14 protein-coding genes, 2 tRNA genes and 1 pseudogene are annotated in these 15049 nt (G+C 62.2%); 12 read left to right on the top strand and 5 right to left on the bottom strand.

Annotated elements, in window-relative coordinates; all coding sequences use genetic code 11:
* The first annotated feature begins 60 nt into the window (after positions 1–60).
* The 3 genes and pseudogenes from I1969_RS06575 to I1969_RS11325 form a co-directional block, all read left to right on the top strand.
* The gene (locus tag I1969_RS06575) at positions 61–270 is read left to right on the top strand and encodes a helix-turn-helix domain-containing protein (RefSeq protein WP_229028311.1); all 210 of its coding nucleotides are present in this window, start codon (positions 61–63) and stop codon (positions 268–270) included.
* A gap of 3 nt (positions 271–273) precedes the next feature.
* On the top strand, positions 274–1170 hold the full coding sequence (locus tag I1969_RS06570) for a hypothetical protein (protein WP_195234025.1): 897 nt from the start codon (positions 274–276) through the stop codon (positions 1168–1170).
* 99 nt (positions 1171–1269) lie between these two features.
* A pseudogene (locus I1969_RS11325) lies at positions 1270–1962 on the top strand (recombinase family protein); the annotation flags it as partial.
* A 702-nt stretch (positions 1963–2664) separates the two neighbouring features.
* Here the strand turns inward: I1969_RS11325 and I1969_RS06555 are convergent.
* A tRNA-Arg gene (locus I1969_RS06555) sits at positions 2665–2741 on the bottom strand.
* Between the two features lie 202 nt (positions 2742–2943).
* On the opposite strand from I1969_RS06555, the gene aroF reads away from it, so the two are divergent.
* The 8 genes from aroF (at position 2944) to aroQ (ending at position 11391) form a co-directional block, all read left to right on the top strand.
* Positions 2944–3966: a 3-deoxy-7-phosphoheptulonate synthase gene (gene aroF / locus I1969_RS06550; protein ID WP_022094767.1), complete on the top strand. Its 1023-nt coding sequence runs from the start codon at positions 2944–2946 to the stop codon at positions 3964–3966.
* A gap of 3 nt (positions 3967–3969) precedes the next feature.
* On the top strand, positions 3970–4884 hold the full coding sequence (locus tag I1969_RS06545) for a prephenate dehydrogenase (protein ID WP_195234023.1): 915 nt from the start codon (positions 3970–3972) through the stop codon (positions 4882–4884).
* 36 nt (positions 4885–4920) lie between these two features.
* Entirely contained in the window at positions 4921–6027 is a 1107-nt protein-coding gene (gene aroB, locus I1969_RS06540) for a 3-dehydroquinate synthase (RefSeq protein WP_195234021.1), read from the top strand.
* Entirely contained in the window at positions 6021–7340 is a 1320-nt protein-coding gene (aroA, locus tag I1969_RS06535; protein WP_195234019.1) for a 3-phosphoshikimate 1-carboxyvinyltransferase, read from the top strand. Before aroB ends, aroA begins: the two co-directional genes overlap by 7 nt.
* Before the next feature lies 1 nt (position 7341).
* Positions 7342–8439 (top strand): chorismate synthase, encoded by a 1098-nt coding sequence (aroC, locus tag I1969_RS06530; protein WP_195234011.1) that lies wholly within the window; start codon positions 7342–7344, stop codon positions 8437–8439.
* A 53-nt stretch (positions 8440–8492) separates the two neighbouring features.
* Positions 8493–9638: a prephenate dehydratase gene (pheA, locus tag I1969_RS06525; protein ID WP_195234002.1), complete on the top strand. Its 1146-nt coding sequence runs from the start codon at positions 8493–8495 to the stop codon at positions 9636–9638.
* Positions 9639–10889 (top strand): shikimate kinase, encoded by a 1251-nt coding sequence (locus tag I1969_RS06520; RefSeq protein WP_195234000.1) that lies wholly within the window; start codon positions 9639–9641, stop codon positions 10887–10889.
* A gap of 64 nt (positions 10890–10953) precedes the next feature.
* Positions 10954–11391 carry a type II 3-dehydroquinate dehydratase gene (aroQ, locus tag I1969_RS06515; protein ID WP_099431841.1) on the top strand — a complete coding sequence of 146 codons (438 nt, stop codon included), beginning with the start codon at positions 10954–10956 and terminating at the stop codon, positions 11389–11391.
* A 104-nt stretch (positions 11392–11495) separates the two neighbouring features.
* Here aroQ and I1969_RS06510 read toward each other — a convergent pair.
* The 3 genes from I1969_RS06510 to I1969_RS06500 all read right to left on the bottom strand — a co-directional run bounded on the left by I1969_RS06510 (position 11496) and on the right by I1969_RS06500 (position 13251).
* Positions 11496–11572 (bottom strand) — tRNA-Arg (locus I1969_RS06510).
* A 54-nt stretch (positions 11573–11626) separates the two neighbouring features.
* Positions 11627–12394 carry an ABC transporter ATP-binding protein gene (locus I1969_RS06505; RefSeq protein WP_195233998.1) on the bottom strand — a complete coding sequence of 256 codons (768 nt, stop codon included), beginning with the start codon at positions 12392–12394 and terminating at the stop codon, positions 11627–11629.
* Positions 12395–12405: 11 nt separating this feature from the next.
* Complete coding sequence (locus I1969_RS06500; protein WP_022094778.1) at positions 12406–13251, bottom strand: ABC transporter permease; 846 nt, start codon at positions 13249–13251, stop codon at positions 12406–12408.
* 160 nt (positions 13252–13411) lie between these two features.
* Here I1969_RS06500 and I1969_RS06495 point away from each other — a divergent pair, with 160 nt between their 5' ends.
* Complete coding sequence (locus I1969_RS06495; RefSeq protein WP_117654851.1) at positions 13412–14383, top strand: glycosyltransferase family 2 protein; 972 nt, start codon at positions 13412–13414, stop codon at positions 14381–14383.
* 102 nt (positions 14384–14485) lie between these two features.
* On the opposite strand, the gene I1969_RS06490 is transcribed toward I1969_RS06495, so the two are convergent.
* Positions 14486–15049, bottom strand: a 564-nt coding sequence (locus tag I1969_RS06490) for an SDR family oxidoreductase (protein ID WP_195233996.1), incomplete at its 5' end; no start/stop codon positions are given.

Raw genomic sequence — 15049 nt, 5'->3', positions numbered from 1 at the left:
CTATTTGTAAATCTTTTTGTACAATATGCTCACGCTTAGAAACAGGAGGTAACCGTGGGCATGAAGTTTCGCCTCAAAGAAACGAGGCTCAAATACAAGAAGAAGCAGCCAGAGGTTGCCAGCGCACTCGGCATCGGCGTACCCATGTACTCGATGATTGAAAACGGGCAGCGCGAGATAAATGGAACGAAGCTTGTGAAGCTCGCCAGATTCTATGGGTGCTCTGTCGATGAGTTGCTTGGGACTGGTTCGTGGGACGAGGGGGAATGACCTATGGGTCTGTTCGGTGACATTGCGAGAGCCGCCGCTAACGCCGCTCTCAGCACGGCGAAAGATATGATAGGGGACGCTGCTGCCGCTAAGATTGGCCAGCAGGTTGGCGTTGGCAAGTCCATATCGTTTCGCGGTGAGTGCGAGCGCACCGTATACGTCTATTACGGCGAGCCGTTGAGGAAGATTCGTAAAGGTGATGTGTTCGATGCCGAAGTCGTGACGAAGTCAATGCGGCTGAGAAGCGAGCTCACGGGTGGCGTATGGGACACTACGGACAATGGCTTCGCGCTCGCGTACAAAGGAAAGGTGTTTGGGGCAGCGTCGGCTCTCGGAAACACGTTCAAGGACATTACGGAGCTCGGATTCAGGATCACCGTGTCGTGCAGAATGACGGGATGGTACGCCAAGGGAATCCCAACCGTCGTCATGATGATCGACGAGCCCGAGGAGATATTCGCGTGGCTCGATGCCTGCAAGGGCCTTGGACGCGACGTCAGCTTCGAGGAAAGGCATTCCCCCGAATGCGAGTCGGCCGCCTTATCGGAGCGCACCAGGCTTGAACTGTCGAAGGCGTGCGGGCGAGAACTGCCGGTGGGCGTGGACGGAGACTGCGTCTACATCGAGGATGACAAGTGGACCGGCATGAGAAAAAGCGGGGTATTTCCGGTCGAGGTCTCCACGGAGCTGATCCCGACTCCTCGCGGGTCAACGGCGAAACCGCATGTCGCCGTCTTTGTGGATGGGGCGATGGCGGCCGATGTCAGCGCGAGGTGCGTGCACTACAAGACCCTCGCCGAGCATGCCGGCGAACGCCCCTATTTCGCCTGCTGCCAAAAGCGAGAAGGTCACGACGGCTTTCCCATATGGAGGGTGACCGTTGTCTATCTCGGAAGATAAAAGAGCCCCGTCGGCTAAAGCGGTACCAGCGCTGCCGACGGGGCATCTAACCAGTGCACCCATGCAAACTCAACTTGAAGGAAGGGTGACATATCTATTATGCCAAAGAGGGCAGTGATATACGCGAGATTCTCGTGCAACAGGCAGCGCGAGGCATCCATCGAGGACCAGCTGCGCGTCTGCCGCGAGTGGTGCGCGCGCGAGGGCTACGAGGTCGCGGCGGAGTACTGCGACCGCGCCGTGTCGGGGCGCACCGACGACCGCCCCGAGTTCCAGCGGATGATAGCCAACGCCGGCGAGAGCGAGATCGTCCTCGTCTACATGATGGACCGCTTCAGCCGCGGCGAGTACGACGCGCCGATATACAAGCGCGAGCTCGCCACGCACGGGGTCAAGCTGGTCTCGGCGCTCGAGCAGATACCCGACAGCCCTGAGGGCATCATCTACGAGAAGCTGCTCGAGGGGCTCGCCGCCTGCGAGTCGAGGAAGACCGCCATCAGGACCAAGCGCGGAATGGAGGGCAACGCCCTCAAGTGCAAGACCAACGGCGTGCGCATCTTCGGATACCGCAGGAACGGGGACGACGAGTACGAGGTCGACGAGGCGCAGGCGGCGTGGGTGCGCGAGGCCTTCGCGCTGAGGCTCGAGCGCATGTCCATGAACGCGATAGCGCGCGAGTTCGCGCGGCGCGGCCTCAGGACGCGCAAGGGCAACCCGTGCGGCCAGGCGATGGTGCAGCAGATGCTGCGCGACCGAAGGTACACGGGCAGGTACGAGTGGGGAGGCATCGTCCGCGAGGGCGGGATGCCGCAGATCGTGGACGAGGTGACGTTCATGGAGGTCCAGGGAATCAAGTGCCGCAAGCAGCGCTCGAGCGAGAACTGGGGCGACTTCGCCCTCGCGGGGGCGGCGCTGTGCGCGGAATGCGGCAGGAACCTGCAGGGCGTGAGCGGCAGGGGCCGCAACAACGTGAAGTACGAGTACTACAGCTGCCCGGGGTCGTGCGTCCGCAACATCAGGCGCGAGGAGCTCGAGGGCTCCATAGCCTCGGCGCTGAGGGAGCTGCTGCGCGACCGCGGCGAGGCGCTGCAGATAGCCAACATGGTAGCGGAGCGCGCGGACACTGCCGAGGTGAGGGCGCGCCGCAGGCAGGCGGAGGACTCGCTCAGGGCCGCGGAGAGGGGCCTGAGGAACATCCTCAACGCCATCGAGCAGGGCGTGATAGCGCCGGGCGTGAACGAGCGCATAGCCGAGCTCGAGGAGCAGCAGGCGCGCGCGAGGTACGACCTCGAGGCCATCACGGACGAGCGGATAGACCCGGAGCGCTTCGCCGACTTCCTGCAGTGCGGGACGGCGCTCGACGACGCGACGCTGCTGAAGGCGTTCGTGTGGCAGGCTGTCGTCTCGGAGGACGAGATACTGGTCACGCTGAACTACGACAAAAAGGGCGAACCCGCCAGATTGGACATCCAGCGGGTTCGAGCAAAATTGGAATGGTGCCCCATGTTGGATTCGAACCAACGACCTTCTGCTCCGGAGGCAGACGCTCTAATCCCCTGAGCTAATAGGGCGAACGACTGGCATTATACCCAAGTGCGTCATGGGCTAACAAAAGAAAAGAAAAAGCTTTGCAATTCCGTGGGAGACGAGGCGCAACGGCCCACTTTAGAAGGCAAAAGCGAGTCAGATAGTATAAACTCACATGCACCATATACACGGCTCGCGATGCGGGCCGTTTTTGCAAAAGTTATCCATCGAGGTGAGAGGCACACCATGATTGCAATTTTAAAGCAGAGCGCCAGCGACGAGGCCGTAAGCCATATCGTCAGCTGGATTGAGAAAAAGGGTCTGAAGACCGATGTCTCGCGCGGCGAGAACGAGACGATCATCGGCCTGGTGGGCGATACGACCAAGATCGACCCGTTCCTGCTCGAGTCCATGGACGTCGTCGAGCGCGTGCAGCGCGTCTCCGAGCCGTTCAAGCGCGCCAACCGCAAGTTCCACCCCGAGGACTCCGTCATCGACTGCGGCCACGGCGTCAAAATCGGCGGCGACCAGTTCCAGGTCATCGCAGGCCCCTGCTCCGTCGAGGGCGAGAACCTCATCCGCATCGCCCGTCGCGTGAAGGCCGCCGGTGCCACGATGCTGCGCGGCGGCGCCTACAAGCCCCGCACGTCCCCGTACGCCTACCAGGGCATGGGCCCCGCCGGTCTGGACCTGCTGTGCGAGGCCTCGGCCGAGCTCGACATGCCGATCGTCACCGAGATCATGGACCCACGCGACGTGCAGGTCTTCTTGGACAAGAAGATTGACGTCATGCAGATCGGCGCCCGCAACGCCCAGAACTTCCCCCTGCTCAAGGAGGTCGGCAAGACCCAGACCCCGATTCTGCTCAAGCGCGGCATGTCCGGCACGATCGACGAGCTGCTCATGGCTGCCGAGTACATCATGAGCGAGGGCAACGACAACGTTATCCTGTGCGAGCGCGGTATCCGCACCTTCGAGACCCGCACCCGCAACACCTTCGACCTTAACGCCGTGCCGGTGCTGCACCACCTGTCGCACCTGCCCGTCGTTGCCGACCCCAGCCACGCCACCGGCTACACCCGCTACGTTGAGCCCATGGCGCTCGCGGCGACCGCCTGCGGCGCCAACGGTCTGGAGATCGAAGTCCACGACGAGCCCAGCCGCGCATGGTCCGACGGCGCTCAGGCCCTCACCCCCGACCAGTTCGACGACACCATGCGCCGTATCCGCGCCATCCGCGAGGTCGTCTGCCAAGAGACCATGGAGTAGCCCATGGGTACGGTGAGAAACGCGCGCGTTAACCAGGGCGGTCCCAAATGCGCCGGCATCGTGGGCCTGGGCCTCATCGGCGGCAGCTTTGCCCGCGGCTATGCGCAGGCGGGCGTCCGCGTGCTGGCCTGGGACCCCGACGATGACGTCATGACGGCCGCCAGCATGGGCACCGTCGCCGGCGAGCTCAACGACGAGACGCTCGGCGAGTGCGACATCATCGTGCTGGCCTGTTACCCCGAGGCCTGCATCGAGTGGCTCGAGGCGCACGCCCAAGCGCTCGCCGACGCCACCGATACCGAGGCCATCATGGGGCCCGTGGTGATTGACACCGTGGGCGTGAAGGGCATCGTGTGCGAGCGTGCCTTTGAGCTCGCCCGCGAGCACGGTTTTTACTTTGTGGGCGCTCACCCCATGGCAGGCACCCAGTTCTCGGGCTACGCCCACTCCCGTGCCGACCTGTTCCAGGACGCCCCGCTGGTGCTCGTACCGCCCGCGGTGGACGACGCCCTTAAGCTCGAGCTTTTAGGCCAGGTGCGCGAAATGGTGCGCCCCCTGGGCTTTGGCAAGTTCAGCGTGACCAGCGCTGCCGAGCACGACCGCGTCATCGCCTTTACGAGCCAGCTCGCGCACGTCGTCTCAAACGCCTACGTCAAAAGCCCGACCGCCCAGGTTCACCACGGTTTTTCGGCCGGTAGCTACCGCGACCTTACCCGCGTGGCGCACCTCAACCCCCAGATGTGGTCGGAGCTCATGATCGACGACGCCGACGCGCTCGCCTTCGAGATCGACCATCTGATCGAGGCACTCGGAGCCTACAGCCGTGCGCTCAAAGACCGCGACCAGCGCTATCTGGAAAATCTCCTTGCCGAGGGCGACCGCATCAAGCGCGCGCTCGACGACGAGGCCTCCCGCTAGATCATCTACCACGCCAGGTCGAAAGGACCGAAGCTTATGGCGATTACCATCGATATCGACACCGCACGCCCCTACCAGGTGCATGTCGGCACGTTTTTGCTGGAGCAGGCGGGCCCACTCGTCCGCGCCACCGCTGGCGGGTCGCGCGCCGTCATTGTGACGGACACCAACGTGGGCCCGCTCTACCAGATGCCCGTTAAGCAGAGCCTGGAGGCCGCAGGCTATGCGGTGAGCATCTGCACCTTCGAGGCTGGCGAGGCACGCAAGCGTGCCGAGACCTACATTGCCATCCTGGAGTTTGTGGCCGAGCATGAGCTTTCCCGCTCCGACGTGATCGTGGCACTCGGCGGCGGCGTTGTGGGCGACGTGGCCGGCTTTGTGGCCGCCACCTACATGCGCGGCTGCAAGTTTGTGCAGATCCCCACGAGTCTGCTCGCTATGGTTGATTCGTCGGTGGGCGGCAAGACGGCCATCGACCTCGCTGCCGGCAAAAACCTGGCCGGCGCCTTTTGGCAGCCGAGCGTGGTCATTGCCGACGTGGGATGCCTAGCCACCCTCACGCCCGAGCAGTTCGCCGACGGCTGCGGAGAGGTCGTCAAACACGCCGTGATCGCCGACCCCGAGCTTTTCACCGAGCTGGAGAAGGCCCCGCTCACGCTGGAGCTCCTCAACCAGGACGTGGCCCGTGTGGCGCTCATCATCGCCCGCAATATCGACATTAAACGCGCCGTGGTTGTCGCCGATGAACGCGAGACCAACCAGCGCAAGCTCCTGAACTTTGGTCACAGCGCCGGACACGCTGTCGAAGCCTGCGAGCACTTTGAGCTCGGCCACGGCAACTGCGTGTCGATCGGCATGGGCATTATCACGCGCGCCGCAGCGCTGCATGGCATTTGCGACGCCGAGCTGCCGGGGCGCATCGAAGAGCTCTGTGCGCGCCACGGTCTCAAGACCCGCTGCGACTTGGATGCCGACGCCGTCTTTGCCGAGGCGCTGCACGACAAAAAACGCACCGGTGACACGATCGACCTGGTGATTCCGCACGGCATCGGCCGCTGCAGCATCGACCGCACGCCGCTTTCCACCTTCCACGATTTAATTGCCGAGGGCCTCGGCCAGAAGGGAGACGCTTCCGCATGCTAGCCCGCATCACCCCGTCCCCGCTCAAGGGCACCGTTCCCGCCATCGCGTCCAAGTCGATGGCGCACCGCCTGATCATCTGCGCAGCACTCGCCAACGGTGAGACACACGTCGCCTGCAATACCACCTGCGCCGACATCGAGGCCACGGTCCGCTGCCTTACGGCACTCGGCGCCCGCATCGAGACCGTCGAGGACGGATTCCAGGTCCATCCAACCATGAAGAGTATTGAGTTTGGCCTGCTCAAGGCACTTGCCGGCGGCACGCTCGACTGCGGCGAGAGCGGCTCCACGCTCCGCTTTATGCTGCCCGTCGCCTGCGCGCTGGGAGCAGAGGCCACATTTGTGGGCCAGGGCCGTCTGGGCGCCCGCCCGCTCTCCCCGCTCTCGGACGAGATCATCGCCGCCGGCTGCGACCTGCAGGGTCTGGGCGGCTTTCCGCTCAAGACGAGCGGCCGCATGCGCCCGGGCACCTTTGTGCTGCCGGGCAATGTGAGCTCGCAGTACATCTCGGGCCTGCTGCTGGCGGCCCCGCTGCTGTCCCAGCCCTCCTGCGTGCAGGTGACCGGGCTCATCGAAAGCCGCCCCTACATCAACCTCACGATCCAGGCCATGAAGGCCTTCGGCGTCGAGGTCAACGTCGAGCGCATCCCCGCCAAGAATGGCAAGCCCGAGGTCACAAACTTCCGAGTGAGCAGCGGCTCGTACCGCACGCCCGGCAGCGTGGCCGTCGAGGGCGATTGGTCCAATGCGGCCTTTTGGCTGTGCGCCGGCGCCATCGGCTCCGACCCCATCACCGTGGAAGGCGTATCGCTGAGCTCCGCGCAGGGCGACCGCAACGTGCTCGCCGCGCTTTCGCGCTTTGGCGCCCGCATCGTGCGCTCCACCAACGCCGCCACCGTGCAGTCCGACAAGCTCGCCGGCTTCGAGATGAGCGCCCACGACATTCCCGACCTGGTACCCGTCATCTCTGCCGTGGCATCGCTGGCCCAGGGCCGCACGTTCATCCGCGACTGCGCCCGCCTGCGCATCAAGGAATCCGATCGCCTGGTCACCACCACCCGCGAGCTCACCGCGCTGGGCGCACAGGTGCGCATTGCCGGCGACGACCTCATCATCAAGGGCGTCGATGCCTTTACCGGCGGCGAGGTCGATTCGCACAACGACCATCGCATCGCCATGATGGCCGCCATCGCCGCGAGCCGTGCCACCGGCGAAGTCGTGATCCACGGCGCCGAGGCTGTCAACAAGTCCTATCCCGATTTCTTCGACCACTACCGCCTGCTGGGCGGCAAAGTCACGCTCGAGGAGGAATAGCATGTCCTCGACCTTTGGCAACGTATTGCACCTGAGCATCTTCGGCCAGTCGCACTCCCCCGCCATCGGCTGCTCGCTTGATGGCATACCCGCTGGCATTGCCGTTGACCAGGAGCAGCTACAGGCCTTTTTGGATCGTCGCGCCCCCGGTCGCGACGAGACCGCAACCAAGCGCCGCGAGGCCGACGCCGCACACATCATCGCCGGCGTGGTCGATGGACACACCACCGGCGCACCCATCGCAGCGATCATTGAGAACACCAACACGCGCTCCAAGGACTATTCCGAGCTGCGCCGCAAGCCCCGTCCGGGACATGCCGATTACCCGGCGCGTGTGAAGTACCGCAACATGCACGATGTCGCCGGCGGCGGGCACTTCTCCGGCCGCCTGACGGCCCCCCTGTGCATCGCCGGCGGTATTGCGCTGCAGGCACTCGAGGCCCGTGGCATCAAGGTCATGGCGCACGTCGCGCAGATCGGTGGCATCTCCGACCTGCCCATGGATGATATGGTCTATCGCGAGGCTGACCGCAAGGCGATCCTTACAAATGACCTGCCCTGCATTGACGCCGCTGCTGCCGGCCGCATGCGCGAGGAGATTCTGGCCGCGCGCGACGAGCTCGACAGCATCGGTGGCATCGTGGAGTGCGGCATCTACGGTCTGCCTGCAGGCATCGGCGACCCCATGTTCGACGGCATCGAGAACCGCATCGCGCACATCGCGTTTGGCATTCCCGCCGTAAAGGGCGTGGAGTTTGGTATGGGCTTTGCCGTGGCCGCCATGCGCGGCAGCGAGAACAACGACCCGTATCGTATCGATGCCGAGAACGGCAAGATCGAAGTCGAGTCCAATAACGCCGGCGGTATCTTGGGCGGCATCTCCACCGGCGCGCCCGTCATGTGGCGCATGGCCGTGAAGCCGACGCCCTCCATCGGCCTCGAGCAGCAGACCGTGGACATGGACGCCATGGAAAATGTCGAACTCTCGGTCCACGGTCGTCACGATCCCTGCATCGTCCCCCGAGCTGTCCCCGTAGCCGAAGCAGCCGCAGCGCTGGCCATCTGGGACGCCCTCCTCGAGGACGCAGGCCAGCTCTAACCCGACTCACCTGGGTTGCCTGTCAACTCTGCCATTACGTGAAAGGGGCCTCCATGGACCTTGCCGATATTCGCCAGACCATCGATGGCATCGACACCACGCTCCTCAATAGCTTTGTCGAGCGTATGGACATTGCCACCGAGGTCGCCAAATCAAAGATCGAGATGGGCAAGGCCGTCTTTGACCCCGCCCGCGAGCGCTCAAAACTCAACAACCTCGCCAGCCGCGCGCCCGAGCGCTACGAGGCGCAGACCATCACCCTGTTCCGCCTCCTTATGAGCATGAGCAAGGCCGAGCAGCAGCGCTACATCAACGAGCTCAAGGGCATCACCGTCTCGCAAAAGGCCCACGCCACGGCTGCAGCCTTTGACACGCCCTTCCCTCAAACGGCCACAGTTGCCTGCCAGGGCGTGGAAGGTGCCTATAGCCAGATCGCCGCGTGCAAACTCTTCGACGTGCCCGACATCGCGTTTTTCGAGACCTTCGAAGGCGTTATGCGCGCTGTGCGCGACGGCTTCTGCGAGTTTGGCGTGCTGCCCATCGAGAACTCCACCGCCGGCTCGGTCAACGCCGTCTACGACCTGCTCGCCCAGTTCGACTTCCACATCGTGCGCTCGCTTCGCCTCAAGATCGACCACAACATGCTCGTCAAGCCCGGCACCAAGCTCGCCGACGTGCGCGAGGTTTACAGCCACGGCCAAGCCATTGCCCAGTGTGTGGGCTTTATCGAGTCCCACGACCTGCACGCCACCAAGTACCCCAACACCGCCATGTCGGCCGAGATGGTCGCCAATTCCGACCGCACCGATGTTGCCGCCATCGCATCGCGCAGCTGCGCGGCACTCTATGGCCTGGAGGTGCTGGAGTCCAACATCCAGGACTCGGACAACAACTACACGCGCTTTGTCGTCATCAGCCGCGAGCCACGCGTCTATCCCGGTGCCAACCGTACCTCGCTCATGATCACCACGGCCAACGAGCCGGGCGCCCTCTATCGCGTGCTCGAGCGCTTCTACGCACTCAACATCAACCTCATCAAGCTCGAGAGCCGCCCCATCCCCGGTCGCGACTTTGAGTTTATGTTCTACTTTGACCTGGACTGTCCCTTTGGCAGCAAGGCCCTCGACGACCTGCTCGATTCGATCGACGACGTATGCGAGAGCTTCACCTACTTTGGCAGCTACACGGAGGTGCTCTAGATGACCGATACCGCCGCAACCCGCCCCTACGGCGTGCTGGGCCGCGTGCTGGGCCACAGCTACACCCCGACCATCTACAAGGAGCTGGCGGGGCTTGAGTACGTGCGTTTTGAGCGCGAGCCCGAGGACCTCGCGGCCTTTATGACCGGCGACGAATGGGAGGGCACCAACGTGACCATCCCCTACAAGCGCGCCGTCATGGAATACCTGGACGAGCTGAGCCCGCTCGCCGAGCGCATGGGCAACGTCAACACCATCACGCGCCTGCCCGACGGCCGCCTGCACGGCGATAATACTGACTACTTCGGTTTCCAGTGCCTGGTCGAGGAGTTGGGCGTTGAGGTTGCCGGCAAGAAGGCCCTCGTACTCGGTGCCACCGGCGGCGCCGGCACCACGGCAAGTATGGTGCTGGGAGACATGGGCGCCATCGTCGTACCCGTGGGTCGCACGAGCGAGGTCAACTACGACAATATCGCGCAGCAGTCCGACGCCTCCCTACTCGTCAACTGCACGCCCGCCGGCATGTTCCCCCATTGCCCCGACGCGCCTTGCACGCTCGAAGGCCTCGATGCGCTCGAGGGCGTCATCGACATTGTCTACAACCCCGCCCGCACGGGCCTGATGCTCGAGGCCGAGCGCCGCGGCATCCCCTGCATCGGCGGCCTGCTTATGCTTGTTGCCCAGGCGGCACAAGCTGTCGAGCGCTATACCGGCAAAGCCACCCCGCGCGAGAGGATCCTGGACGTAACGGAGCGCCTGTCACGCCGCGAACAGAACATCGCGCTGATCGGCATGCCGGGCTCGGGCAAGACCCGCGTGGGCGAGCAGATCGCCCAGCTCACGGGCCGCGAGCACATCGATCTCGATCGCGCCCTCGAGGAGCGCCTGGGCATGCCCTGCGCCGACTTTATCATCAAGTGCGGCGAGGCGGCCTTCCGCGAGCAGGAGACGGCAGCGCTGGCCGACATCTCCAGGCGCAGCGGCTTGGTGCTCTCCACCGGCGGCGGCGTGGTTACGCGCGACGAGAACTACCCTCTGCTGCACCAAAACAGCCAAATCGTGATGCTCAACCGCAAGCTCGACGAGCTCGCCCACAAGGGCCGCCCCATCACCGCGCGCGACGGCATCGACAAGCTGGCCGAGCAGCGTATGCCGCGCTACCGCGCCTGGGCCGACTACATCATCGACTCACGCGACTGCGCCGCCAACACCGCCCATGCCCTCCTCGACACCCTCCCACCCGCTCTCTAACCAAAACCACCACAAAGGGGGCAGGCACCTTTGTGGTGGTTTTTCAACTGCAAAGGAAGCAACCATGAAAGCACTCGTCATTAACGGCCCCAACCTCAACATGCTCGGCATTCGCGAGCCAGGCATCTACGGCAGCGACAACTACGATCGCTTAGTGCAGATCTGCCAGGAAGCGGGTGCCGCACAGGGCTTCGACGAGGTCGAGGTCTTCCAGTCTAACCACGAGGGCAGCATCGTCGACAAGATCCAGGAGGCTTACGGAAAGGTCGACGGCATCGTCATCAACCCGGCCGCCTACACGCACACAAGCGTGGCCATCCTGGACGCGCTCAAAGCCGTCGCCATCCCGGCTGTGGAGGTCCACATTAGCGCAGTCGAGACCCGCGAAGACTTCCGCCAGGTGAGCTACGCCCGTCTGGCCTGCTTCGCCACCATCACCGGAGAGGGCCTGAAGGGCTACGCCCACGCGTTGGAACTGCTGAAAGAGCATCTCGAAAAGTAAAATGCCAACCCCAACAAACAGCAGCGGCTTGCTCGCGCTCGGCTCCAGCAACACACAAGATGAAAAAAGCCCAGACCACCAAGCGGTCTGGGCTTAATAAACGATGGTGCTCCATGGCGGATTCGAACCGTCGACCTTGGGATTAGAAGTCCCCTGCTCTATCCAACTGAGCTAATGGAGCAAATAACCGCACGCCCAAGCAAGCACAAGCCTGTCAGGCGCAAGTAATTATAACCTAGTTGAACTGCTCGCGGTACGCCTTGCAGACCTCATCGACCGGGCCGTCCATGCGAAGGTCACCCTTCTCAATCCAAACGGCACGCTGGCAGATGCGCTCAACCTGCTCCATAGAGTGCGAAACGAACAGAACCGTCACGTCGCCGCTCTGGATAAAGTGCTGGATGCGGGCCTCACACTTTTGCTGGAAGAACACATCACCGACGGACAGCGTCTCGTCAACGATCAGAATATCGGGCTCGGTAATCGTCGCGATTGCAAAGGCGATACGCGCCACCATGCCCGAAGAGTAGTTCTTAAGCGGCATATCGACAAAGTTCTGCAGCTCAGCGAACTCGATAATGCCGTCAAAGTTGGCGTCGATGAACTCCTTGGTATAGCCGAGCAGGGCGCCGTTCAGATAGATGTTCTCGCGGGCGGTCAGCTCGGGGTCAAAGCCGGCGCCAAGCTCAATCAGCGGCGCGATGTTACCGTGCACCTTAACGCTGCCCTCGCTAGGCTCAAGAACGCCAGCGATAATCTTGAGCATCGTAGACTTGCCGGAGCCATTGGTGCCGACCAGACCCACAACCTCGCCGCGATGAATATCAAACGAGATGTGCTTAAGCGCCCTAAACTCCTCAAAGAACAGCTCGTGCTTGGCAAGCTTAATGAAGTACTCCTTGAGGTTGGTCAGCGACTCGGACGCCATGTTAAAGATCATGGTGACGTCGTCGACCTCGACAGCCAGAGGCTGCTCGCTGTAATCAACAACAGATTCAGTCATCACAGCACTCCTTAGATGTAGAGGATAAATTTGCGCTCGGACTTATGGAACACGGTATAGCCAATAATAAGCGCAAGAACCGCCCAAGCGACGCACATACCAAACGTCATAAGCGAGGGCGTAGTCTGGAACAGGAAGATATCGCGCATAAACTGCAGGTAGTTGAACATGGGGTTCGCATACATCAAGATACGCACGAGATGCGGCATTTGCGCAATATAGTCAGTCGTCCAGAAGATGGGCGTAATGTAAGTCCACGCCGTAATGACGACGCTCCACAGATGCATAACGTCGCGGAAGAAGACCGTAAGGGCAGAGAGCATCATGCCCAGGCCCATGCAGAAGCACATAAGCAGCAGCAGGCAGACCGGCAACAGAATCAGGTGCCAAGAAGGCATAACGCGGAACCACAGCATGACGATGGCGACGGCGACCAGCGAGAAGGCAAAGTTGACCAGCGAGAAGAGCACCTTCTGCACCGGGAAAACCCAGCGGTGCACCTTAACCTTCTTGAGCAGAGGGGCAGCGCCCACGATCGACGTCAGGGCCTGGTTAGTAGACTCAGACATGACGGCAAAGGTGATGTTACCCACGATCAAGTACAGCGGGTACATCTCGGGCGTCATTGAGCCATTGCGGCCCTGGCCAAAAATCGTCGAGAACACGATGGCCATGACGATCATCATCAGCAGCGGGTTGAGCACCGACCATGCGACGCCCAGAACGCTACGGCGATACTTGATCTTAAAATCCTTGGTAACCAGCTGACGAAGGATAAACGCGTCCTTCTCAAATTCGTTCTTAGCAAACGTCGCAGGCAGACTGCGAGTTTCTTGTTGCTTTGTCTGATCCGACACGGATGCAACTCCTTTACTCGTAATCGTTGACAAACGAACAGTATAGACCCGACGGCCATGCAAACGATTCGCGCAACAAAACTGGAGAACTAACCCACATCTTAGGATGCCAGGCCCAAACGGCTATACTTTCTAGGATTGAATGTATAAGGAGCAATAAGTGAATTCTGAATCCATCGCCGTCATCATCCCTTGCTACAACGAAGCGCTCACGATCGGCAAAGTCATCGACGACTTTCACCGCGAGCTTCCGCAGGCGACGGTCTATGTCTATGACAACAACTCGTCGGACGATACCTCACGCATTGCCACCGAGCACGGCGCCACAGTCCGCTTTGAGCCCCGTCAGGGAAAGGGCAACGTGTGCCGCCAGATGTTTCGCGATATCGACGCCGATTGCTACCTGATGGTCGACGGAGACGACACCTACCCCGCCGAGGCGGCCAAGGCCCTCTGCGAGCCCATCCTTAACGGCACGGCCGACATGACCGTAGGCGATCGCCTTTCCAACGGCACCTACGCCGAGGAGAACAAGCGTGCCTTCCACGGCTTTGGCAATAATCTGGTCCGCGCCATGATCAAGTGGATCTATGGCTACAGCTTCGATGACGTCATGACAGGCTACCGCGCCATGAGCCGCCCGTTCGTTAAAACCTTCCCAGTGCTTTCCGAGGGCTTTCAGATCGAAACCGAGCTCTCGATCCACGCCGTCGACCACCGCTGGCGCATCAAAGATGTGCCCATCGAGTACCGCGACCGTCCCGAGGGTTCCGAGTCCAAACTCAACACCGTGAGCGACGGCATTAAAGTCGTTGCGATGATCGGCACGCTGTTCAAGGACTACCGCCCGCTGAAGTTCTTCAGCCTCGTTGCGCTTCTGTTCGCGGTATTCGGCCTCGCCCTGGGCATGCCCATCGTTGTCGAATATTTCCAGACCGGCCTCGTCCCGCGCTTCCCCACCGCTGTGCTCGCCGCCTCGTTTATGTTCCTGTGCGGCCTGAGCCTTGCGACCGGCTTCATCCTAGATTCTGTAGCAAAGGTCGAAAAAAAGCAGTGGGAGGTCAACGTGTACAGCAAATACGCCTACGACGACCAGCCCGGCCACCCTACTTCCATGCCAAGCGAGAGGTAGATCTTCCGCAAAATACTATTGGCACCACTGCGCAGATAGCCACCAACAAGAAAAGCCGCCGTTAAAGAACGGCGGCTTTTACTCTCGAAAAGTTAATAGCGGCTAGAGCGTCTTGATGTACTCCCCCAGCTCTTCCTCCCAGTCGGGCATGTGGAAGCCGGCAGCCTCGAGCTTGGACAGGTCGAGCGCGGAGTGGACCGGGCGCGGGGCGACGGGGCCCTCGGCGCTCGCGTAGTAGTCGGCGGTCGATACCGGCACGACCCTGTCCCCGTTGCCGTTGGCGGCCTCGAAGACGGCGCGGGCGATATCGGCCCAGGACTTGACGGTGCCGGAGCCGGTGCAGTCGTAGGTGCCGTAGGGGGCGTGCGTCCCCAGCACGTGGAAGATGGCCTCGGCCATGTCGCGCGTGAAGGTCAGGCGGCCCAGCTGGTCGTCAACGACCGTGACCTGCGTGAGCTTATCCTCGGGGTCGGCGACGCGCTCGGACAGCCCCTTCATCGTCTTGACGAAGTTGCGGCCCTCGCCGATGACCCAGCTGGAGCGCATGATGTAGTGGCGCGGGCACCCGGCCACGGCGATGTCGCCGGCCGCCTTGGTCTGGCCGTAGACGGAAAGCGGGCTGAGGGGCTCGTCCTCGTCATGCACCTCGGCGGTGCCGTCGAAGAC

The sequence above is a fragment of the Collinsella aerofaciens genome (assembly GCF_015548375.1).
Taxonomy (GTDB): Bacteria; Actinomycetota; Coriobacteriia; order Coriobacteriales; family Coriobacteriaceae; genus Collinsella; species Collinsella aerofaciens_AB.
Note: the sequence above shows the minus strand (reverse complement) of the source record. Positions and strands in the feature narration are given on the sequence as shown.